18 protein-coding genes and 2 pseudogenes are annotated in these 20,918 nt (G+C 50.0%); 19 read left to right on the forward strand and 1 reads right to left on the reverse strand.

What is annotated here, in order from left to right; all coding sequences use genetic code 11:
• Positions 1–105: 105 nt before the first annotated feature.
• The 14 genes and pseudogenes from J0X21_RS15195 (at position 106) to J0X21_RS15255 (ending at position 15,335) form a co-directional block, all read left to right on the forward strand.
• Positions 106–1,392, forward strand: coding sequence for a BaiN/RdsA family NAD(P)/FAD-dependent oxidoreductase (locus J0X21_RS15195; protein ID WP_206813062.1), 1,287 nt, complete (start codon positions 106–108; stop codon positions 1,390–1,392).
• 146 nt (positions 1,393–1,538) lie between these two features.
• A complete protein-coding gene (locus J0X21_RS15200; protein ID WP_206813063.1) occupies positions 1,539–2,057 on the forward strand; it encodes a hypothetical protein in 519 nt (172 codons plus the stop codon).
• A gap of 195 nt (positions 2,058–2,252) precedes the next feature.
• Positions 2,253–2,675 carry a HutP family protein gene (locus J0X21_RS15205; RefSeq protein ID WP_206813113.1) on the forward strand — a complete coding sequence of 141 codons (423 nt, stop codon included), beginning with the start codon at positions 2,253–2,255 and terminating at the stop codon, positions 2,673–2,675.
• Between the two features lie 14 nt (positions 2,676–2,689).
• Positions 2,690–3,052 (forward strand): chorismate mutase, encoded by a 363-nt coding sequence (aroH, locus tag J0X21_RS15210; protein ID WP_206813064.1) that lies wholly within the window; start codon positions 2,690–2,692, stop codon positions 3,050–3,052.
• A 333-nt stretch (positions 3,053–3,385) separates the two neighbouring features.
• Complete coding sequence (locus J0X21_RS15215; RefSeq protein WP_206813065.1) at positions 3,386–4,792, forward strand: anthranilate synthase component I family protein; 1,407 nt, start codon at positions 3,386–3,388, stop codon at positions 4,790–4,792.
• Positions 4,785–5,291 (forward strand): annotated as a pseudogene (locus J0X21_RS16230) (anthranilate synthase component II); the annotation flags it as partial. The gene J0X21_RS15215 and the pseudogene J0X21_RS16230, both read left to right, overlap by 8 nt.
• Positions 5,292–5,414: 123 nt before the next feature.
• The gene (trpD, locus tag J0X21_RS16235; protein WP_407947658.1) at positions 5,415–6,440 is read left to right on the forward strand and encodes an anthranilate phosphoribosyltransferase; all 1,026 of its coding nucleotides are present in this window, start codon (positions 5,415–5,417) and stop codon (positions 6,438–6,440) included.
• A gap of 28 nt (positions 6,441–6,468) precedes the next feature.
• Positions 6,469–7,695: a tryptophan synthase subunit beta gene (gene trpB, locus J0X21_RS15225; protein ID WP_206813066.1), complete on the forward strand. Its 1,227-nt coding sequence runs from the start codon at positions 6,469–6,471 to the stop codon at positions 7,693–7,695.
• Positions 7,688–8,515: a tryptophan synthase subunit alpha gene (gene trpA, locus J0X21_RS15230; RefSeq protein ID WP_206813067.1), complete on the forward strand. Its 828-nt coding sequence runs from the start codon at positions 7,688–7,690 to the stop codon at positions 8,513–8,515. Before trpB ends, trpA begins: the two co-directional genes overlap by 8 nt.
• 168 nt (positions 8,516–8,683) lie before the next feature.
• The gene (aroF, locus tag J0X21_RS15235; RefSeq protein ID WP_206813115.1) at positions 8,684–9,532 is read left to right on the forward strand and encodes a 3-deoxy-7-phosphoheptulonate synthase; all 849 of its coding nucleotides are present in this window, start codon (positions 8,684–8,686) and stop codon (positions 9,530–9,532) included.
• A 303-nt stretch (positions 9,533–9,835) separates the two neighbouring features.
• A complete protein-coding gene (gene aroF / locus J0X21_RS15240; RefSeq protein WP_206813068.1) occupies positions 9,836–10,864 on the forward strand; it encodes a 3-deoxy-7-phosphoheptulonate synthase in 1,029 nt (342 codons plus the stop codon).
• The gene (locus J0X21_RS15245; protein WP_206813069.1) at positions 10,864–11,775 is read left to right on the forward strand and encodes a prephenate dehydrogenase; all 912 of its coding nucleotides are present in this window, start codon (positions 10,864–10,866) and stop codon (positions 11,773–11,775) included. Before aroF (J0X21_RS15240) ends, J0X21_RS15245 begins: the two co-directional genes overlap by 1 nt.
• A gap of 67 nt (positions 11,776–11,842) precedes the next feature.
• The gene (aroA, locus tag J0X21_RS15250; RefSeq protein ID WP_206813116.1) at positions 11,843–13,132 is read left to right on the forward strand and encodes a 3-phosphoshikimate 1-carboxyvinyltransferase; all 1,290 of its coding nucleotides are present in this window, start codon (positions 11,843–11,845) and stop codon (positions 13,130–13,132) included.
• A 454-nt stretch (positions 13,133–13,586) separates the two neighbouring features.
• Positions 13,587–15,335: a sigma 54-interacting transcriptional regulator gene (locus J0X21_RS15255; protein WP_206813070.1), complete on the forward strand. Its 1,749-nt coding sequence runs from the start codon at positions 13,587–13,589 to the stop codon at positions 15,333–15,335.
• A gap of 432 nt (positions 15,336–15,767) precedes the next feature.
• Here the strand turns inward: J0X21_RS15255 and J0X21_RS16240 are convergent.
• Positions 15,768–16,130: pseudogene (locus J0X21_RS16240) on the reverse strand (IS4 family transposase); the annotation flags it as partial.
• On the opposite strand from J0X21_RS16240, the gene J0X21_RS16000 reads away from it, so the two are divergent.
• From J0X21_RS16000 to J0X21_RS15280, 5 genes are all read left to right on the forward strand, one after another.
• A complete protein-coding gene (locus tag J0X21_RS16000; RefSeq protein ID WP_268939420.1) occupies positions 16,107–16,232 on the forward strand; it encodes a hypothetical protein in 126 nt (41 codons plus the stop codon). The pseudogene J0X21_RS16240 and the gene J0X21_RS16000 overlap by 24 nt on opposite strands.
• Positions 16,233–16,501: 269 nt before the next feature.
• Complete coding sequence (locus J0X21_RS15265) at positions 16,502–17,797, forward strand: Glu/Leu/Phe/Val family dehydrogenase (RefSeq protein ID WP_206813071.1); 1,296 nt, start codon at positions 16,502–16,504, stop codon at positions 17,795–17,797.
• Positions 17,798–17,842: 45 nt separating this feature from the next.
• Positions 17,843–18,118 (forward strand): TIGR04076 family protein, encoded by a 276-nt coding sequence (locus tag J0X21_RS15270; protein ID WP_206813072.1) that lies wholly within the window; start codon positions 17,843–17,845, stop codon positions 18,116–18,118.
• A gap of 225 nt (positions 18,119–18,343) precedes the next feature.
• Entirely contained in the window at positions 18,344–19,687 is a 1,344-nt protein-coding gene (gene gabT / locus J0X21_RS15275) for a 4-aminobutyrate--2-oxoglutarate transaminase (RefSeq protein ID WP_206813073.1), read from the forward strand.
• A 181-nt stretch (positions 19,688–19,868) separates the two neighbouring features.
• Entirely contained in the window at positions 19,869–20,840 is a 972-nt protein-coding gene (locus J0X21_RS15280; RefSeq protein WP_206813074.1) for an EamA family transporter, read from the forward strand.
• The last annotated feature ends 78 nt before the right edge of the window (positions 20,841–20,918 follow it).

Genomic DNA, 20,918 nt, shown 5'->3' on the forward strand with positions numbered 1-20,918 from the left:
TTTTCTTGTAAATACGCATACTCCTCGATATAATGGACCAATCAACAAATTAATTTGAGTTTACTAAATCGTCAATAATTCTTAAAGCAAAGGAATTCAAAGGGAATGAACACACAACGTATTATCGTCGTAGGCGGGGGAGCAGCCGGGATGATGGCTGCCGGACAAGCAGGCCTCTCTGGAGCCCAGGTGCTTCTTCTGGAAAAGAAAGAATGCTTGGGGCGAAAAATTACGATTTCCGGAAAGGGCCGCTGCAATATTACCAATGCAGCCAACGTGGAGGATTTCATTATTAAATATCCCGGGAACGGACGCTTTCTGCAAGGGATTCTGAGAGAATTTGACAATGTAAAACTCAGAGAGTTTTTAGCCCGCTACGGGGTGGAAACAAAAGTCGAACGCGGGGGCAGGGTTTTTCCGGTCTCAGACGAGGCGGAGGCTGTGGTCCAGGCTTTGGAGCAGTTTTTAACAGAAGCAAAGGTTGAGATTAAACCGGGGAAAACGGTGGAAAGCCTTTTGCTTCAGGACGACCAAATAACCGGAGTTACAGTCAGCGGAGAGGGCGTGTATGCCGCTCAGGCAGTAATTGTATGCACCGGAGGGGCTTCTTATCCCGGCACAGGTTCCAGCGGAGATGGATACCGTTTTGCGCGGGCTCTTGGACACCGGGTTATTCCTCCCCGCCCGGCCCTAATCCCGCTGCGGACAGCGGAAGCATGGGTTCAAGAGGTGCAAGGGCTCTCCCTTAGAAACGTGGAAGTCGCTTTATGGATCGAGGGTAAGAAAAAAGCAGTGGAGTTCGGGGAAATGCTATTTACGCATTTTGGGGTGTCCGGACCGGTAATTCTTACCCTTAGCAGGATGGCGGGGGATGCGGTGCGCGAAGACAAACCGGTTAGACTGACCCTTAACCTAAAGCCGGCCTTGAGCGAGGAACAGCTTGATTTACGGGTACAGCGGGATTTTCATGAACTAAGCAACAAGCAGTTTAAGAACTCTTTAGCAGCCCTCCTGCCCAAAAGCCTGATTCCGGTCATGATAAACTTGTCCGGAATTGAACCGGAACGCTCTGTGCATCAAATAACCCGGGAGGAACGGAAACGCCTTGTATCCTTATTGCGGGAGCTTCCCCTCACGGTTACTGGGACTCTGCCGCTGGCCGCAGCGATTGTGACTGCCGGTGGAGTCGATGTAAAGGAAATCAATCCCAAAAATATGGCCTCCAAGAAAATAACGGGGCTTTATTGGGCCGGTGAAGTCATCGATGTGGATGGCGTGACCGGAGGATATAATCTCCAGGCTGCCTTTGCCATGGGGTACCGGGCCGGACGGGCAGCGGCTGCATATCTGCAATCACTCGAGAGCAAGCCAAGTGTTCTTTGGCATATCTGAAAGCATAACTTCGAAGGTGCATAAGAAAAACTAGGGCAGCCGCCTTCGTCTAGAACTCGGCGCCAGCCAAGTTTTCTTTATCGGTCTGACAAACCGGATGGCTGCATAAACTGATAACAAGTTTTCAGGCAGGGAGTGGGTGGCCGGTGGTGCGTCGCAGTCGAAGGTTCAGTTTCAATGATTTTGTTGAACGCGGAGAACGGCGATTAATTCGCGTCTTAATTTTGGCTTCTGTGCTGTTAGTCCTAGCCCAGCTCAGTCTGGCCAAAGACCCTGTTCAATTTTACCTGGCCGTTGCCCAGAAAGTGGAGTCACCTTCTTTAGAACTGGCGGATACGGCGCTGGGAAGCGCCAATGCAGCAGCCGGAAGCGCAGCCTCTGTCAATCAAAACGCAGGCGAAGCGGCAGGCACCTGGGTACTGGTTCTGAAGACATCTCCGGCTGCAGCGGTTAGGGTGTGGCAGGATGGGAAAGTCATTGCCGTCCTGGGTGAAGGGGAAAAACAGCTAAAAGTGCGCACCGGAGTGATCCAGCTTGATGCCCGGGAAATCAACGGGGTGGTAAAAGTTCAAGTCTCTAAGCTCGATTCCCGTTTGCATGAACCCCGTCTTAACCAGACCTTTGTCTTAAATAAGGATGTACAAAGTATGTTTGTATCCCCCTGAATTGTTCCGCTCATTCCGCTCATTACGCTCATATAATAAGTTTCATTGTAATTTCCTTGAAAATTTCTGAGCGGCATACTATAATTTTCCTAAATTGAATCATGGGCCAAGGTGTAGGACGGAGACCGAGCAGGGTAGGATGGAAACGCGAAAATGACACCTGTGGTGTCATTTCGGTTTGAAAGGAAGTATTGTATGATCGCTCAGAGCAAGAAAGTAGCCACAGCGGCTTTGCGCATGGCTATGACCGAAAGCCGGGAGGAAGAAGCCCAGTTAAAAGAAATGTTCCTTAAGCAAGGAATCAAGACGGCAGCGGTTGATTACGGCGGGGAATATGTGGCTTCTATTAAGAAAATCGTCGAGCGCGCTGTGGTAGCAGCCAAACGTGAAGGAGTTGCCAAAGAGACCCACGGGGATGAAGGCGCTGTCGCCGGTGCTACCCGGGAAGCCTTAAGCCAGGTTATGCCGAAAGCCATGGGGCTTAACATCGGTGGGAAAATTGCGATTTCCCGGTGGGATGAGCATTTAAGCGTGGCGGTTTTCTTTGGGGTCGGCCTGCTTCATCTTGATGAGGTAGCGGTAGGGCTTGGACACCGGGCGGCTCCGAAGGAGCTGTAAAAGGAGGGGTTACTATGGTGCGCGGAATCCGCGGTGCAACAACCGTCGAACATAACACGGCCGCAGAGATCAAAGAGGCTACCAAAGAATTGCTTCATGCCATTGTCCAAGAGAACGAACTGATTAAAGAAGATATTGTAAGTGCTATTTTCACGGTCACCGCTGATTTAAATGCGGATTTCCCTGCTTCGAGTGCACGCGAAATGGGCTGGGACCGGGTGCCGCTGCTGTGTGCGACTGAGATTCCGGTACCCGGGTCCATGCCTTTATGTATCCGGGTACTGCTTCATGTTAATACAGATAAAAGCCAAATGGATATCAGCCATGTTTATCTGCGCAAGGCCGTGAGTCTGCGCCAGGATTTGGCGGCTCAATAAAGTCTCAATAAAGTTTTAATAAAAAATTTTAGGTTTTGATTGACGAGAGGAAGTTTCTTCTACTATACTAATATAAAGTGTTACTACGAAAGTAAAAGGTAGTCAGGAGTCAGGAGTAAGAACTCAGGAGTCAGGCTCCTACAGGTGCGTTTTGAGTTGAGCCGAGAAAAGCTTGAACCGTTGAGATCCCCCCGTATATTTGAATAGCGTAGAGCCTAGTTGAGATTAGTTGAGAAGAGCTGAGATGAGTTTAGCTGGTGTGTTTGCTATGGACCAGTGCTCGTTTGAGTGCTGGTTTTTTGCTTTTATTAAGATAAAGAAAGAGGTGAGAGGATGCAGGCAGCAAGGGCTGAGTGGGAGGTTAAAATTAAGCGGAACTTAGTACTTCGTCTGGTTGAGCTAGGCCGCGAATTAGGCTTACCCTGCACGGTACTGCTTGAAGGGCAGGAAAGGGATTATGAGCGGTCATATGTCGGCTTTGGCTCAGGGTGGGTCATAAAACACCGGCGACAGACTGCAGCAGGCCATGACCCAGTGGCGGCCGTACGCGCTTTCATGCAAGAGCAGAAAGAAGCGGTGGGTGAAGACTGGCGGAACTGGGAGAGCGGAGTCATAGGATATGTGGATTATGAATGGGGGCTCCACTGGCATAGGCCGGCTTCAGCACACTCGAAGCCGGGGTACTTTTTCCGCTTATGTCCGGTTAACCTCATTCTCTTACCGCTTAAAAACCGTTTGGTATTAGAAGTTTTTGGGGAAAACACGGGGGATGTAAACTCCACTCTGGAGCAGTGGGGGAATGCTGTTGGAAATATTGTTGAAACTGAAAGTAAAGTCGCAATAGACGCGAAGACCACCGGAAGCACAGCAGTCAGAACAGCTGCGGAAATCCCGGTAGCGGCGAAAATCACCTGGGAGAGCAACATGAAACCGGAAGATTTTATTTCGGCGGTTGATCGGATTAAGGAATTCATTCAATCCGGGGATGTCTTCCAGGCTGTGTACTCCCAGCGTTTCCGCAAAAAAGGGAATTATTCTCCCTGGGCTATTTATCGCAGGCTCCGTGACCTTAACCCTTCTCCTTATCTATTTTGCCTTCAGGGTGAAGAAGAAACTTTGGTCGGAAGTTCGCCTGAACTCCTGGTATCTTCGATCGGAGCGCGCATTCGGACTTGCCCGATTGCCGGCACCCGCCCCCGCGGGAGTACAGAGGAGGCAGATCTGGCCTATGAGTATGAACTCAGACATGATGAAAAAGAAAATGCGGAGCATGCGATGCTGGTGGACTTGGGGCGCAACGATCTGGGAAGGGTCAGTCGCTATGGTACGGTGCAGGTGACGCAATACGCTGCAGTTGAGAGATTTTCCCATGTGATGCACTTGGTATCCATGGTAGAAGGCGAGCTGGCAGCAGGGTATGATGGGCATGAAGCCTTAAAGGCAGCCTTCCCCGCAGGGACTTTGAGCGGAGCTCCCAAGGTGCGGGCCATGGAAATCCTGCAGCAGTTAGAGCCCGCTTATCGGGGAGCCTATGGCGGTGCTCTCGGGATCGTACGTTGGAACGGAGATATCGATTTTTGCATTACGATTAGAACCCTGTGTCTGACAGAAGATGAGATCAGCGTTCAGGCAGGAGCCGGAATTGTCTTCGATTCCATCCCGGAGGCAGAGTACCAAGAAACCGTGCATAAGGCCAAAGCCTTAATGAAGGTGGTGGATGAACTTGCTTCTGATGATTGATAACTATGATTCTTTCACGTACAACCTGGTCCAGGAATTTGGACGTTTGGGCGCAGATATTCAAGTCGTGCGCAATGACGAGAAAACGGTGGACGAGATTTTAGCGGTAAAACCGCAGGGAATCATTATATCCCCCGGGCCGTGCACGCCGAAGGAAGCCGGGGTGTCGCTCGAACTGCTGGCTGAAGTTGCGCGCAGGGCCGGGCAAGGTGAGGTTATACCTGTCTTAGGGGTTTGCCTGGGGCACCAGGCTTTGGCTGAAGCACTGGGAGGCCGTGTGGTGCGGGCGCCCCAGATTGTGCACGGCAAGAAATCCAAGATTTATCACCTTGGCCGCGGGCTGTTTGCGGGACTTCGGCAAGGGTTTCTGGCCGGGCGCTATCATTCTTTAATGGTGGACCGAGATAGCTTAAGTGCTGATTGGGAAGTTTCAGCTTTCACGGAGCAGGGTTTGGTGATGGCGCTGGAACACAAGAGGTTTCCTTTTTTCGGGGTTCAGTTTCATCCGGAGAGCATCTTGACCCGGGAAGGGGAAAAGATTCTGCAAAGGTTTATTGAAATAACAGAGTCAAGTAAGAATATGAGCACAGAGCTGAGTCAAGCTGAGAAAGGAGAGCGGAGTATGAGTGGAATTCGGGAAGCCTTGAACAAATTGTCGGTGGGGGAAAATCTTGCGGAAGAATTGGCAGCACAAGTGATGAAAGAACTATTGGCAGGAGATGTTGCCCCGTCCCAGGTGGGAGCGTTGCTTTTGGGTTTGCGGATTAAGGGAGAAACTGCTGAGGAAATCGCGGGGTTTGCCCGGGTCTTGCGGGGACTCAGCCATACCATTCCGGCGCCTGCGACAACCGTGGATACCTGCGGCACCGGAGGAGACAGTGCCGGAACCTTTAATATTTCCACTACGGCGGCATTTGTTGTGGCCGGAGCCGGAGTACCCGTGGCCAAGCACGGGAACCGGTTTGCATCCGGGCGGTGCGGGAGCGCGGATGTGCTGGAGCAGCTCGGAGTTGCTTTGGATCTTAAACCAGAGGAAAGCGCTCGCAATCTGGAAGAGGTTGGGATGGCTTTCTTGTTTGCTCCGTTGTATCATCCGGCCCTGGGCAAAGTCGCTTCCCACCGGCGCGAACTGGGAGTGCGCACGATTTTTAATCTACTGGGTCCGCTGCTTAATCCTGCCGCAGCCCCGAATCAACTGCTGGGGGTTTCCTCCCTGCAGATTCTGCCGAAGTTAGCAAAGGCTTTGGCTATCCTTGGTACAAAGCGTGCAGTGGTGGTAACCGGAGAGGACGGGCTGGACGAGGTGACCCTTACAGCCAAGACCCAGGCCATTATGGTGGAAGGCGGACAGCTGACGGAGTTTACCATCGTACCGGAAGATTATGGCTTCGCCCGTTGTACGCTTGAGGATTTACGCGGCGGCGGACCGGAAGAAAATGCCCGCATTACTCTGGACATTCTCCGGGGAGTACCGGGGCCAAAGAGGGATATTGTGGTCTTAAATGCCGGAACCGCTCTCTATGCGGCCGGAAAGGCCGGGAGTATCCGGGAAGGCGTAAAGCTGGCGCAGGATAGTATCGATTCCGGAAGGGCTTTAGGTAAACTGGAGGCCCTGCGTTCTGACCTGGCCCAGGTTGCTGCGCTTTAACAGGCTTAAGTAAGGAGACCGTTAAAAAATGATAAGTGATAAAATTCATGAACTCATGGGTCAGGGCGATGCCCCAGGCCGGTTTGGCCCCTTTGGCGGGGCTTATGTGCCGGAAACGTTGGTACCCGCTTTGCGGGAATTGGAGCGGGCTTATCGGGCGGCTCAGGAAGATGACGCGTTTCGGACGGAGTTTCAAGCGCTTTTGTCAAAGTATGTAGGCCGGCCTTCCTTGCTCTATGAAGCAACGCGTTTGACCGAAGCCCTGGGCGGCGCCCGCATTTTCCTGAAACGGGAGGATTTGAACCATACCGGCGCCCATAAGATCAATAACACCTTGGGTCAGGTGTTGTTAGCGAAAAGAATGGGCAAAACCCGTGTAATCGCAGAAACCGGGGCCGGCCAGCACGGCGTGGCGACGGCGACAGCCTGTGCCCTGTTTGGGTTGTCCTGTGTGGTTTATATGGGGGAGGAAGATGTGCGCCGCCAGCACCTGAATGTCTTACGCATGCGTTTGCTGGGAGCAGAAGTGCGGGCCGTCACCATCGGCTCGCGTACGCTTAAAGATGCGATCAATGAGGCTTTGCGCGACTGGGTGACTAACGTGGATAATACCTTTTACTGTTTCGGTACGGCAGCCGGACCCCATCCCTACCCGACCATTGTCCGCGATTTTCAGCGCATCATCGGGGAGGAAACCCGGGCGCAGGCTTTGGATAGGATAGCCAGGCTTCCGGATGCCTTGGTGGCGTGTGTCGGTGGTGGAAGCAATGCAATTGGCTTTTTCCGCCCCTTTATTGAGGATGAGGGGGTACGCCTGATCGGGGTAGAAGCAGGGGGTAAGGGAGATGCCTCCGGGAATAATGCCGCGACCTTGTCCTTAGGCCGGCCGGGTGTGCTGCATGGGGCCTATAGTTACCTGCTTCAGGACGAAGACGGGCAAATCACCATGACTCATTCCGTGTCAGCCGGGCTTGATTATCCTGGAGTAGGGCCTGAACACAGCTACCTGCAAGAGATCGGCCGGGCCGAGTATGTGCGTATATCCGATGAGGAAGCGGTAAGGGCGTGTGAGCTCCTTGCGCGCACGGAAGGGATTCTGCCTGCCCTTGAAAGCGCCCATGCGGTAGCTTATGCGGCAAAGCTTGCACCCGAGCTCCCGTCCGAGCAAGTAATTGTGGTCAATTTATCCGGGCGCGGGGATAAAGATGTGGAAACCCTTGCTGCTTACCTGAAAGGGAGGAGTCAGCATGAGTGAGCGCTTGAACCGTGCCTTTTCCGAACCGGCGGCAGGCTTAACCCGGCTTATTATGTATTTGATGGCCGGAGATCCTGATCCGGACACAAGCGTGCGCCGCTTAAGCGGTTTAGCCGAAAGCGGAGTCGATGTGATTGAACTGGGGATCCCTTTCAGCGATCCCATGGCTGACGGCCCGGTGATTCAAGCGGCTGCCGAAAGAGCTCTTGCACAGGGGATGACCTTTACCAAGACCCTGGATATCGTACGTGCCTTCCGCAAGTCTTATTCAACCCCGCTGCTCTTGATGGGTTATCTTAATCCCATGCTCCAGTACGGGTGGGAAAAGTTTATCCAAGATGCCGTAACGGCGGGAGTAGACGGGCTGATTATTCCAGATCTGCCCTGGCGCGAGAGCAAAGGGCTGAGATCCTTGGGCACCGGGCTTGCTCAAGCAGCAGGAGGACACTTGTCCTTTATTCCTATGATTGCTCAGACCGGTGAACCGGAAGATATTAAAGCACTCGCTTCCGAGAACCAGGGATTTGCCTATGTTCTTTCACGGAACGGGATTACCGGCGGAGAAGTGGAAATCCCGGCCACAGTTCTTAATTTTATCAAGGATTTAAGGCAGCTCAAGCTTCCGCTCTGTGTTGGCTTTGGGATTCGAAACTCTGAGCAGGTGCAGCGCTTAGCCCCCTTTGTGGACGGAGTCGTAGTCGGCAGCGCTTTAGTTGAACGCTTCGCGGCACTGGATGCCAAGCAGTTAAACCCCGGAGCCTTGATAGAAAGGGAACAAGAGATCTTCGCCTGGGTGCGAAGCCTGAAAGCGACCCCATGAACATCATGAAGAATCTGGAAATAACCTATATCAGAATAAACTTTACCCAATCTGACGGAATTTTTAGCGGTTGAGGCTATGAGGATTCATAACTAAGGACGTGTGCGGACACAACTAAAACAGTTGTTTACACTCCAGTCTGCAAGCGGTAAAATACGTCTTAGAGTAATTTCCTTAGAGAAGGGAGGGAGCCCGGTGCAATTAATCGCCCGCCGGAATGAGGAAACTGAGGGAACTACCCAGGTGCAAGTGGGAAACGCTGTGTTCGGCGGCCCTCAGGTGATTGTCATTGCCGGCCCATGTGCCATCGAGAGTTATGAACAATTGCTCGCTACTGCGCAAGAGGTTAAACGTTTAGGAGCAACGGTATTGCGCGGGGGTGCCTATAAACCGAGAACATCCCCCTATTCTTTTCGCGGCAAGGGGGAAACCGGACTTGAAATATTAGCTGCTATCAAAAAAGAGACAGGGCTTCCTGTCGTGACTGAGGTTATGGATGTCCGTGATATTGAACGGGTGGCAGCTGTGGCTGACATGATTCAAATCGGTTCGCGCAATATGCAGAACTTTACCCTTTTAAGTGAAGCCGGTCGCTCGCGGCATCCGGTATTTCTGAAGCGGGGGCTGGCAGCCACACTTGAGGAATGGATTTATGCGGCCGAATATATTTTGGCGGAGGGTAACGACCAAGTGGTGCTCTGCGAACGCGGCATCCGGACGTTTGAGACTTATACGCGCAATACCGTCGATATTACTGCGATTCCGGCCATGAAGGAGCTGTCCCATCTTCCGATTGTGCTTGACCCAAGCCACGGAACGGGGAGATGGTCTTTGGTTGCCCCGGTGGCGTTGGCGGGGGTTGCGGCCGGTGCGGACGGGTTGATGATTGAGGTGCATCCTCAGCCGTCCGAGGCCATGAGCGATGGTTCCCAGTCTTTGAATTTCAAGCACTTTGCCGAGCTGATGCAAGCCTTGAATCCGGTAGCCCGGGCTGTAGGACGCAAAGTAATGGCCTAGAAAAATTTTTCTTACACAAAAATTTTTCTTACCAATTGTGTCTTTTAAGATACCTGTGGTAAAATGGTAAAAAGGTTTTTGCCTGTTATGACGGTAGGGTCTTCCGAGCAGGGAGACAGTAGGATGGAAGCACGGCTTAAGCTAAGTTTATTTGTAGGTTAGGTAGGATGGGAGCGGTTGGCTATAAGCACCCTCTTATTCGGGGTGCTTTTTTGGCTTTTTAGGACACTATTGCAGGTCGGTAGGATAATCCAATTATAAAATTCTAAAAATAAGTAGGATGGTAGAAAGGGGAAAAGAGCAATGATTATCGTTTTGAAGCATGGCTCAGGAGAAGCAGAAATCGAGGAAATTACCACACGTCTCAAAGAAGAGGGGTTCAAGGTTCATCTTTCCCAAGGCGTAGAAAAGACCATTATCGGGGCGGTCGGGGACCGGACCAGATTACAGAGCCTTGATCTCGAAGCCCTTCCGTGGGTGGAAAAGGTTGTTCCGATTTTAGCGCCGTATAAGCTGGTCAGCCGGGAATTCCAACCGGTTGACACCGTCATCCGTATTGGTCCCCATACCATCGGCGGGGACGAGGTTCACATGATGGCCGGTCCATGTGCGGTGGAAAGCCGTTCTCAGCTATTGGAAACGGCGCATGCCGTTAAAGTAGCCGGTGCGACCTTCTTGCGCGGAGGAGCCTTTAAGCCGCGCACCTCCCCGTACTCTTTTCAGGGCTTGGAGGAAGAAGGGCTGCGTTACCTGGCAGAAGCCCGGGAACAAACCGGGTTATTGGTCATTACCGAAGTGGTGGATGTGCGCGATGTCAAGTTAGTGGCAGAGTATGCGGATATCTTGCAAATCGGCGCCCGCAACATGCAGAATTTTTTCCTTCTCAAAGAAGTGGCTAAAGTGAATAAACCCGTCATGCTTAAGCGGGGGCCTTCCGCAACCTTGGAAGAATGGATGATGGCGGCGGAGTATTTGATGGACGGCGGCAATTATAACGTGATGTTCTGTGAGCGCGGTATCCGCACCTTTGAAACCTATACCCGCAATACCCTGGATTTGAGCATGGTACCGGCGCTCCATGCATTGTCCCATTTGCCGGTGATTGTCGACCCGAGCCATGGAACCGGGCGCTGGCAGCTGGTGCAGCCGATGGCCAAGGCTGCGTTGGCTGCCGGGGCGGACGGCCTCATCGTCGAAGTTCATCCCCAGCCCGAAAAAGCGGTTTCCGACGGCAAGCAGTCATTGACTCCTCCGAATTTTAAGTTGATGATGCAAGAGCTTTCCCGCTTAAGCTCTGCTTTGGACCGGCCCCTGAAAGGGGTTGTTGGCTGATGCCCGGGCAGACCCGGCCCCAGATTCTATCCGCGGGTTGGCGGGGTGAGGCCAAGGCGCGGGCCTGTATTATCGGCCTGGGATTGATCGGAGGCTCTTGGGCGGGAGCCCTTCATCTCGAGGGTTGGGAGGTTGAAGCGGTTGACCGGGATGAATCAAGCCTAAATGGCGCTCTGGAAAAAGGATGGATCAGCAAAGGCCTGACCGAGATTCCGGAGTTTCTGGATTACGACCTGGTGGTGGTTGCCTTGCCCTTGCCTCATTTGGTAGACAGTCTCACCCGCTTTGGCAATAGGATAAGGGATGGAGCGATCTTAACCGACGTAGGAAGTCTAAAAACGGATATTTGCGCTCGGGCTGGGAATTTTAAGGACAAGGGTGCTTTCTTTGTAGGAGGGCATCCAATGACCGGCTCGGAAAAGTCGGGTTTTGCCGTCGCTGATCCCCGGCTATTTCAAGGGTTTCCGTATGTATTAACCCCTTTGCCGGACTGCCCCGGGACCGTAGTTGAAGCCTTAAGCAGGCTTTTGGAGCGTTTAGGCGCGAAGGTTATTTTGCGTGAACCGGCAGAGCACGATGCAGAAGTGGCGCTTGTAAGCCATATCCCACATCTTTTGGCAGTGGCTTTAGCTCTGGCGGCCAATGATCTAGGCGACTCGGCCTCTTCCGCACTGCAGTTAGCCGGCAGGAGTTTTCGCGAGATCACCCGGATTGCAGATAGTTCTCCGGAAATGTGGCGGGAAATCCTAACTAAAAATGCACCTGCCGTTTTACAAGGGCTGGAACTATGGCAGGAGAAGCTGACACAGCTTAGCGATTATGTGCGCCAGGGAGATGGGGACGGTATTGCAGAGGCTTTCCGCCAAGCGCATGATGTAAGAAGAAGTATGGAAAAACTAAATTCAATCTAGTACAATTATAGGGAATGACGGGGTTCAATCCATGTTGAACCCCGTTTTTAGCGAGGTGTTAGCTGGAATGCAGGGAGTGTTCATTGAGCCGGTTTCCGGGATTAGAGGGGAACTGCGGGTACCCGGAGATAAATCCATTTCCCACCGGGCCGCTTTATTTGGAGGCATGGCTGAAGGGGAGACCCATATTACGGACTTTTTGCTGGGGGAAGATTGTTTAAGCACTCTCAGCTGCCTAAAAGGATTGGGAGTTGAATGGGAGCAGAAGGGAACGGAAGTCTGGATACGCGGGCAGGGGATGGACTCGTGGGAAGAGCCTCAAGACGTTCTGGATGTAGGGAATTCCGGCACCACCATGCGCCTGCTGCTGGGAGTTTTGGCGGGCAGCCCCTTTGCCGCGACCCTTACGGGCGACTCTTCGATCCGCCGCCGTCCGATGCGCCGGGTTGGTGATCCCTTGCGCGAGATGGGGGCAAGAATTCTAGGCCGCCAGGGAGGAAATTATGCTCCTTTAACCATACAGGGTGGAACATTGCAGGGGAAGGAAATCCGGACAGAGGTGGCCTCCGCCCAAGTGAAGTCTGCCTTGATTCTGGCAGGGTTAAGGGCGCAGGGTGAGACCACAGTCATTGAACCGGTGCTTTCGCGGGATCATACGGAAAGAATGCTGCAGGCTTTTGGAGCTAATCTGGTGGCCGCAGGACCGAGGGTTCTGGTCAAAAGCGGGAAACCCCTTCATGGGCAGGAGATCTCGGTTCCGGGAGACATCTCTTCGGCTGCTTTTTTGCTGGTCTTAGCCAGCTTAATAAAAAGCGGGGAGCTGATTATCAGGGATGTGGGGGTAAATCCTACCCGCACCGGAATTCTGGATGCGCTGCGCCTCATGGGTGCGGATATCGAGGAAAGAGATATTAAAGAAATAAGCGGAGAACCAAGAGCAACCCTAGTCGTGCGTCCGGCACCTCTGCATGGAGTCGAAATCCGGGGTGAGATGATCCCGCGTTTAATTGATGAACTCCCGGTTTTTGCAGTCGCTGCCTGCCTGGCGGAAGGGGAGACCGTGGTGCGGGATGCCCAGGAATTACGGGTAAAAGAAAGTGACCGGATCCGTACGGTAGTGGAAGGTTTGAAGGCGCTTGGCGCCAAGATTGAGGAATTGCCGGACGGGTTTTGGATTATTGGCCAAAAAACTCTAAGAGGCGGCCAAGCTCAAAGCCACGGAGACCACCGTTTAGCGATGGCCTGGGCCGTTGCCGGAATGCTCTCGCAAGAAGGGGTAAGCTTGGAAGGCATGGAAGCCGCTGCTGTTTCTTATCCGAACTTTTTGGAAGATGTGCGAACGGTTTCTTTTAAGTAAATGAAACATAGTAAGGTGTGCATACGCATGGATGCGCACCCCTTGAATCAATGATTGATTAGGACTAAAATAAGTAAATAATGAAGTAGTGCAGCATCATGCATTGATCAAACGATTAATGTATTGTTTTTCGACATATTAAACAAATTTATAGAATATTTTTTACAGTAAAAACATTTCCTCTTGTAAGAATGAAATCTTTATGCCATAATAATGTAAAGCAGCATAAGAACAATGCTTAAATACATTGAATGATGAATCAGGGACTGGACTGAGGTTAAGGTAGCTAGAGATTCATAGCAGCATTAGTAAAAAATGCGAAAGAGCATTTTGTATAAATCTAAAAATAACAAATTTGCGAATAAGTATGACAATAGATCCCTAAGATACTGGGGCTGCGATGCTTGGCACGAAAGTTGCTACATATATAATATCCGCTGGAGGTGCGAAGGGGATGGATTTTGAACAGGGTTTTCAGGAAATGCACCATGGTGTAATCATGGTGGATGTTCTTGGTTTTCTGATTGCTTGCAATAAAACCGCCAGAGAACTCCTTGGCATTAATGGCAACGTCATCGGGGAAAAGGCCAGGGAGATTCTTCCTGATTCGGCCGTTCTGCAAGTCTTGGAAACCGGTGAAGCCATTCTGAATGAAAAAGTAGACATTGGGGGCCGGATCCTCATCTTTAACCATAAACCTGTATTTGAGGGGGAGAAATTAAGCGGAGTTGTGACTTCTTTTCAGGACATAACCGACCTGGATGCGGTGGCTCAGGAGTTGGAAATTACGAAAGAATTGAACCGGGAATTGGAGGCTATTTTTAATTCCTCCTATGATGAGATTTATGTCACGGACGGCCAGGGAATAACTCTAAGAGTGAACAAAGCCGGAGAGCGTTTATATGGAGTGAAGGCCGAAGAGATTGTGGGCCGGCATGTGAGTGAGCTGGAAGAGCAGGGATTGTTTACCCCCAGCATCACACCCCAGGTGCTTAAGACCAGGAAACGGGTAACCTCCGTACAAAACACTAAAAGCGGGCAAAAGCTGATAGTGACCGGCAACCCGGTGTTTGATGAAAAAGGAGAAATCATCAGGATTGTGACCAACTCCCGGGATATCACGGAATTAAGCAACCTGCGCCAGCGCTTGGAAGAAACCGAAAAGCTCATGGACAATTACCGCTCGGAAATAGCGAAACTGCGCAAAGAAAGAATTCATTCCATTGAAATTATTACGAACAGCACTACCATGCAACATATTCTTGATTTGGCGGAAAAAGTGGCCGGTGTGGATTCGACGGTTTTGATCGAAGGGGAATCCGGTGTCGGCAAGGGTGTCATTGCTTCGAAGATTCATCAAATGAGCCGCAGAAACGATAAGCCATTCATTACGATTAACTGTGGCGCGATTCCGGAGAATCTAATTGAATCGGAACTCTTTGGGTATGAGGCAGGAGCTTTTACCGGTGCCAAAAAAGACGGCAAAAAAGGCTTGCTGGAGCTAGCCAACGGAGGAACGGTGTTCCTGGATGAAATCAGCGAACTGCCGCTAAACCTTCAAGTTAAGCTTCTTCATGTGATTCAAGAAAGAAGAATGATGCGGGTTGGGGGCAGTGATTATATTGAAGTAAACGCCCGTATTATCGCCGCGACCAATCGCAATATTCAGCGGTTAATTAAGGAGAGGAAATTCCGTGAAGACCTGTATTACCGGTTAAATGTTGTTCCTCTGATTATTCCGCCGCTGCGCCACCGCAAGGAAGATATTCCGGTCTTGATTGATCACTTCTTGCAGGCATTCTCAGACAAATATGAACTGTATAAGAAAATATCTTCCGATACTAAAGAACTCTTGGTCAATTACAACTGGCCGGGCAATGTCCGGGAACTGGAAAATTTAATCGAACGTTTAGTTGTCACCGTTGACGCTCATGAGATTCTCCCGGTCCACTTGCCTGATTATATCCTGCATGCAGACGGAAGCTCGGAGAAGGTCTTTGTGCTCGATATCTGTTCCATCAAAAACGCCACGGAAGAGTTGGAAAGGCAACTCTTAACTAAGGCCTTGGCCCGTTACAGAAATACCTACCGCATGGCCGAGGCGTTAGAAGTTAACCAATCAACCATCGTGAGAAAAATGCACCGGTACGGAATTCTCAAAGATAAAGGGGATAATGCCTTACTGCTAAATCAATCAGAATAAGGTACGAGGGCTATTAAAAAGTCAACTTTGGCTGGAACCTGATTTCTAGCCATTAAATGGTTATAACTGAATTGAATTTTAGAATAAGAAAGGGTGAGAAAGAGCAAAAAATTTTTTAGTTCTAAGGTTTCCAAAATTCCAAAGATTATGGAGGGGACAAAATGTTCAAAAAAAAGTCAATTAAAAAACTATTGTCTCAACTTTCGCACCCTGATAATGTGAGTAAAGCCTTGATATAACTGGGTAATTCACTGATCCAATCTCGTAATTGACTAAGCGATGCCTCGCTGTTCTTTGATTTATTCCTGAGTATGTCCAGAACAAAGGCCATTAACTGACGCAATGCTGGTTTTAAATCTATGTCCATTACCTCATCGGCAAAAAAGTAAAACAAGCCTCCTAGCGAACGCTCATCCGTGTTTTGTCTCCGCGCCGTTCCCGGCCCACGACAGAATCATCCACGATAAAAACTCTGATACGCTGTGCCGAGGTGAGGCTTTCAAATCCTGAAACAACCTTGAGGCTTAGCAATTGATAGAAACGCCTCCAGTTGTAACAGGATTCATTGAGGAATCGATAGATAACATCTTTACCTGGAAGTGACCCCACACGCTTGCTTTCTAACAGCCGAAATAGATTCCGGCCTTGGAATACCAGCTGGAAAATGATTTGGAATACAACGAGACTCGAAATTCCATAGGCCTTGCGGATTCCGGCTTTTCAAAGTAGTTGACCAAGTTTAAGGGTGGAAAAAACCAAAGAAAGAAGGCCATGACTGCTCTGCGTACAGCCCATCGGGCTTATATTATGGAAACCGGCCGCATCGTAAAAACCGGGATAGCCGGTGAACTGGTGACTGATCCGGAAGTCAAGGCCGCCTATCTGGGGGGACACTAAACTAGAAAATATAAAAAATGCATTGACGCATTAAATGAGTCTTGAATACATTATACACAAATATCTTAGCTCAAGCGGAGCCAAGGCTCAGAGATTTTACGCAAATGCGGTGAAAATGCATAAATGCATGAAGAATCAACCTCGGCGCAAGATCATTATAACCTTTAAGCCGTTCCCCTTGCGGGATGCGCCTTTCTTCTTCCATCTTGGCACGCCTTTTGCAATAAGTATGGTGTATACAAAATAATATGTAAAAGGCGGTGTCCTCAATGTCAGACAGTTTGAATTCTTTTGTAATTGCCCAGGAACAACTTAAAATGGCCGTTGATAAGCTCCATCTTAATGCCAGTGTATATGAGCTGCTTAAGGAGCCCAAACGTTCATTGAGCGTTTTAATCCCTGTCAGGATGGATGACGGCAGCACCAGAGTTTTCTCCGGGTATCGCGCCCAGCACAATGATGCCTTAGGACCGGCCAAGGGCGGAGTGAGGTTTCACCAAGATGTTAGCATGGATGAAGTAAAAGCCTTGGCGATGTGGATGACTTTTAAGTGTGCCGTGGTCGGTATTCCCTATGGAGGGGCCAAAGGCGGGGTGATTGTCAATCCGGAGGAGTTGTCGGCTGCCGAGCTGGAAAGACTGAGCAGAGCCTATATCCAGGCCATCGCGCCGCTGATTGGACCGGAGAAGGATATACCTGCCCCGGATGTCAATACCAATCCTCAGATCATGTCTTGGATGATGGATGAATTCAGTATGATTAAGCAATACAACTCGTTTGGTGTGATTACCGGAAAGCCGTTAATTATCGGCGGTTCTTTGGGAAGAACCCAGGCGACGGCCCAGGGTGTTGTATTCGTCATCGAAGATTTGGTGAAAAAATTAAATATTAACCTTGAGGGAGTATCTGTTGTTATCCAAGGGTTCGGCAATGTCGGCGGATATACGGCCAAAATACTCTATGATAAAAAGGCTAAGATTATCGGAATCAGTGATGTTAAGGGTGGAATCTATAATCCAAGAGGACTCAATCCGTATAAGGTTCAGGAACATGCGACTGAGACCGGGTCCGTGGTTAATTATCGCGGAGCGAAAACCATCACCAATGCGGAACTGCTTGAACTGGAATGTGATATTTTAATCCCCGCAGCCTTAGAGAACCAGATTACGGATAAAAATGCCCATAACATTAAAGCCCGCTATGTGGTTGAGGCGGCGAACGGACCGACCACACCCGAGGCGGACAAGATCCTTGAGCAAAAAGGGATTCTGGTTGTGCCTGATATCCTGGCCAATGCCGGCGGAGTGACAGTTTCCTATTTTGAATGGGTGCAGAATAACATGGGTTATTACTGGTCGGTGGAAGAAGTGAATGAGAAGCTCGGCAATATCATGAGCCAGGCGTTCCATGGGGTGTATGACCTCTATAAATCTCGAAAAGACGTGAACATGAGAGTTGCAGCCTATATGCTGGCTGTTAAGCGAGTAGCTGAAGGCATGGAAGTACGCGGCTGGATCAGCGCTCCGCATCAGACCAAAGAAGCCACCCGGATCAGTGCAAGATAAGCATTTCTTTGAAAAGGACCTGACCTTATTAGAAAGGAGGGACTAATGAGTTTCCAAGAACAAAAGATCAGGATCGAAGTGCAATCATCCGAATGCAAGCATTATAAACAAGGGGATGTCATTATTATTGATGGTGCCTTAATTGACAAAGGTGCGTCAGGCAATGTTTGCGTCACGGCGCTATCTGCAATCTTCCCCTTTGTCTTTGCCTTGCGCAAGCGGGTGTCTCCGGAGGCGTTAGGTTTTACCGGAGAAGTCACGGCCCAGTGTCCGGATAATTGTGCTCCGGTTATCTTTAAACTGATTCCATATTCCGAGTAGTTAATGCCTCTGCGCATTATATCAATGCGCAGAGGCATTAACCCTGAAAGCTATAACAATGAGCGAAAATCTCTAAATTAAGTCTAAATCGCATCATGCAATAATGCATCCAGATTATCTGGGAATAGATTGAATTGTCTGAGAGGAAGCGCCTTTAGCATATTATGCAATCTGGCATAAAAATTGCATGAGATTTATGGTGCAAGTTATTCGAAAAAGAGGAGGATGGCTAAGTTGACGTTAAAAACACAAATTCCAGGACCCAACTCCCAATCCTTATTAGAGAAAAAACAAAAGTACGTAGCCCAGGGGATTTCTAACGGTACTCCGCTCTTTATTGACCGGGCCGAGGGTGCCTTAATGACTGATGTTGACGGTAATACCTTTATCGACTTTTATGGCGGGATCGGGGTAATCAACGCCGGGCATTGTCCGAAACCGGTAGTCAAGGCGATTCAAGACCAGGCGGAAAAACTTCTTCATACGTGCTTCATGGTTACAATGTATGATAGTTTCGTTGATCTGGCTCAGAAACTGACGGAGATTACTCCCGGTACGTTTGAGAAAAAGACCGCTTTGGTGAACAGCGGGGCCGAGGCTGTTGAGAATGCGGTGAAGATTGCACGCGCTTACACCAAGAGAACCGGAATTCTTGCCTTTGAAATGGCTTTCCACGGACGCACCAATATGACCATGGCCTTAACCAGTAAGGTTAAACCTTACAAGCATGGGTTTGGGCCGTTTGCTCCGGATGTCCATCGAATTCCTTCCGCTTATTGTTACCGCTGCCACTATGGTTCAAGTTATCCGGGCTGCGGCATGCAGTGCCTGCAGCAGTTTGATCGTTTTTTTGCGGCGGAAGTGGCACCGGAGTCCGTCGCAGCCATGATTATTGAACCGGTCCAAGGGGAAGGCGGTTTTATTGTTCCGCCGAAGGAATTCCTCCCGGGACTGAAGAAAATTGCGGAACAGCACGGCATCCTTCTGATCATAGATGAAGTACAAACCGGCTTCGGCCGTACCGGAAAAATGTTTGCTTCTGAGCAATTTGGCGTGGTTCCGGATATCATGACCATGGCCAAGTCGATTGCAGCCGGCCTGCCTTTGAGTGCCGTCGTAGGCAAGGCGGAGATTATGGATGCACCCGGACCCGGACAATTAGGCGGAACCTATGCCGGTAATCCGCTCTCCTGTGCGGCAGCCCTGGCAACCATTGACTACATCGAGCAAGAGCAGCTCCCGGCTAAAGCTGAAAAAATCGGCAATGTAGTCATGGAGCGCCTCAAAGATATGCAAGAGAAGTATGCCCTGATTGGGGATATCCGCAACTTGGGAGCCATGATTGGCATTGAGCTGGTCAAAGACCGTCAAACTAAAGAGCCGGCTAAAGAAGAAACCGCCCGCATTACTCAGGAGTGCTTAAACAATGGCTTGATTATCATCAACGCCGGCGTGTTCGGCAACGTGATCCGTATGCTCATGCCTTTGGTGATCACGGATGAGCAGCTGGAGCAAGCTTTAACTATTCTTGAGAATGCCTTTGCCAAAGTGCAGAAAAGCATTGGTTAACTACACTTAAATAAACTGCCGGCTAAGCAGTTTGTCTAAGTTTGTTAATACCTCCTCCTATTATTACGAGCGGTCCAACCTAGTTTGGGCCGTTCCTTTTCAATTTGTTAAGGATCTTTATTTGATAGAGTATAGTGATTTGGCGCAATATTATAAGCGGGTTTTAAGGGGAGATAAGGCTGTGAATAATGATAATGATGCTGATGAAGAATCCGGAGGAAGAGATAATAGAAGTTCCGGGGGTGAATTCAAAGTCATTTTGGCCTATCTGGCAGTTTCGGTGATTTGGGGTTCAACCTATTTAGTAAACCGCATTGGTGTCAGCGAGCTGCCGCCGGAATTATTTTCCGGGATCCGGTTTATCATTGCCGGATTGATTCTGCTGGTTTATACCGTTGTCCGCAAAGAAGCTTTTCCGGCAGGTCTAAATGGTGTCTGGCAGCAGACAGTGGTTGGCCTACTTTTTCAAGGAGGGATCGGTATCGTCGTATGGACGGCCCAATGGGTTCATTCCGGAATCACTTCTTTGATTGTGGCAACCGGTCCTTTGTTTATCGCTATTATTGAGTTTTTAATTCCCGGCGGTCAGAAGCCGGGGATTAAAGCCTGGCTTGGCTTGCTGTTGGGCTTTGGCGGGATGTCGTTCCTGGTTTTGTCCGGAGAAAACGCAGCCTCGGTTAATATTTGGGGAGCTGTACTATTGCTTTTAGCTTCTTTTATCTGGGCCATTGGTTCTGTTTATATTCAGAGGATTCGCTCCGGCGGCTCAACTCTGGCCAATTTAAGCATTCAGATGCTGACCGGCGGAGTAATGCTCGCTGGGATTGGCATTGGGATGGGGGAATTCTCGAAACTTCATTTCACGGCCACCGGTCTACTCGTGACCTTATATCTGATCCTCTTTGGATCGATAGTGGGGTATGGCTCTTATCTCTATGTACTTAAATCTTGGCCCGCCACCAAGGCGGGGACGTATGCGTATGTCAATCCGGTGGTTGCCGTAATCCTGGGAGGAATCGTGGGTGAGCCCGTCTCAACAAGTATGGTGCTATCAGCGATCATTATTATCGGAGGAGTTATACTGGTTCAGATGTCGACTTCTTCGCCTTCTGCTTCAGCTGTAAAGGATAAATCCAGCTTGAGTTCAACCTGATGAAATAGATCATTGTAATGCAATGAAAAAAATCATTAATGCTTAAAATGAGCTGCAATAGGGTTGTTTTGACAATTC

It is taken from the genome of Paradesulfitobacterium ferrireducens (assembly GCF_017310645.1).
GTDB lineage: Bacteria > Bacillota > Desulfitobacteriia > Desulfitobacteriales > Desulfitobacteriaceae > Paradesulfitobacterium > Paradesulfitobacterium ferrireducens.

Coding starts and splice junctions, on each gene's coding strand:
- trpB (WP_206813066.1), top strand. CDS start 6,469: ATGATAAGTGATAAAATTCATGAACTCATGGGTCAGGGCGATGCCCCA.
- J0X21_RS15215 (WP_206813065.1), top strand. CDS start 3,386: ATGCAGGCAGCAAGGGCTGAGTGGGAGGTTAAAATTAAGCGGAACTTA.
- J0X21_RS16000 (WP_268939420.1), top strand. CDS start 16,107: ATGACTGCTCTGCGTACAGCCCATCGGGCTTATATTATGGAAACCGGC.
- aroA (WP_206813116.1), top strand. CDS start 11,843: ATGCAGGGAGTGTTCATTGAGCCGGTTTCCGGGATTAGAGGGGAACTG.
- trpD (WP_407947658.1), top strand. CDS start 5,415: ATGAGTGGAATTCGGGAAGCCTTGAACAAATTGTCGGTGGGGGAAAAT.
- J0X21_RS15265 (WP_206813071.1), top strand. CDS start 16,502: ATGTCAGACAGTTTGAATTCTTTTGTAATTGCCCAGGAACAACTTAAA.
- J0X21_RS15255 (WP_206813070.1), top strand. CDS start 13,587: ATGGATTTTGAACAGGGTTTTCAGGAAATGCACCATGGTGTAATCATG.
- J0X21_RS15195 (WP_206813062.1), top strand. CDS start 106: ATGAACACACAACGTATTATCGTCGTAGGCGGGGGAGCAGCCGGGATG.
- trpA (WP_206813067.1), top strand. CDS start 7,688: ATGAGTGAGCGCTTGAACCGTGCCTTTTCCGAACCGGCGGCAGGCTTA.
- gabT (WP_206813073.1), top strand. CDS start 18,344: ATGGCTAAGTTGACGTTAAAAACACAAATTCCAGGACCCAACTCCCAA.
- J0X21_RS15205 (WP_206813113.1), top strand. CDS start 2,253: ATGATCGCTCAGAGCAAGAAAGTAGCCACAGCGGCTTTGCGCATGGCT.
- J0X21_RS15245 (WP_206813069.1), top strand. CDS start 10,864: ATGCCCGGGCAGACCCGGCCCCAGATTCTATCCGCGGGTTGGCGGGGT.
- aroF (WP_206813068.1), top strand. CDS start 9,836: ATGATTATCGTTTTGAAGCATGGCTCAGGAGAAGCAGAAATCGAGGAA.
- J0X21_RS15270 (WP_206813072.1), top strand. CDS start 17,843: ATGAGTTTCCAAGAACAAAAGATCAGGATCGAAGTGCAATCATCCGAA.
- aroH (WP_206813064.1), top strand. CDS start 2,690: ATGGTGCGCGGAATCCGCGGTGCAACAACCGTCGAACATAACACGGCC.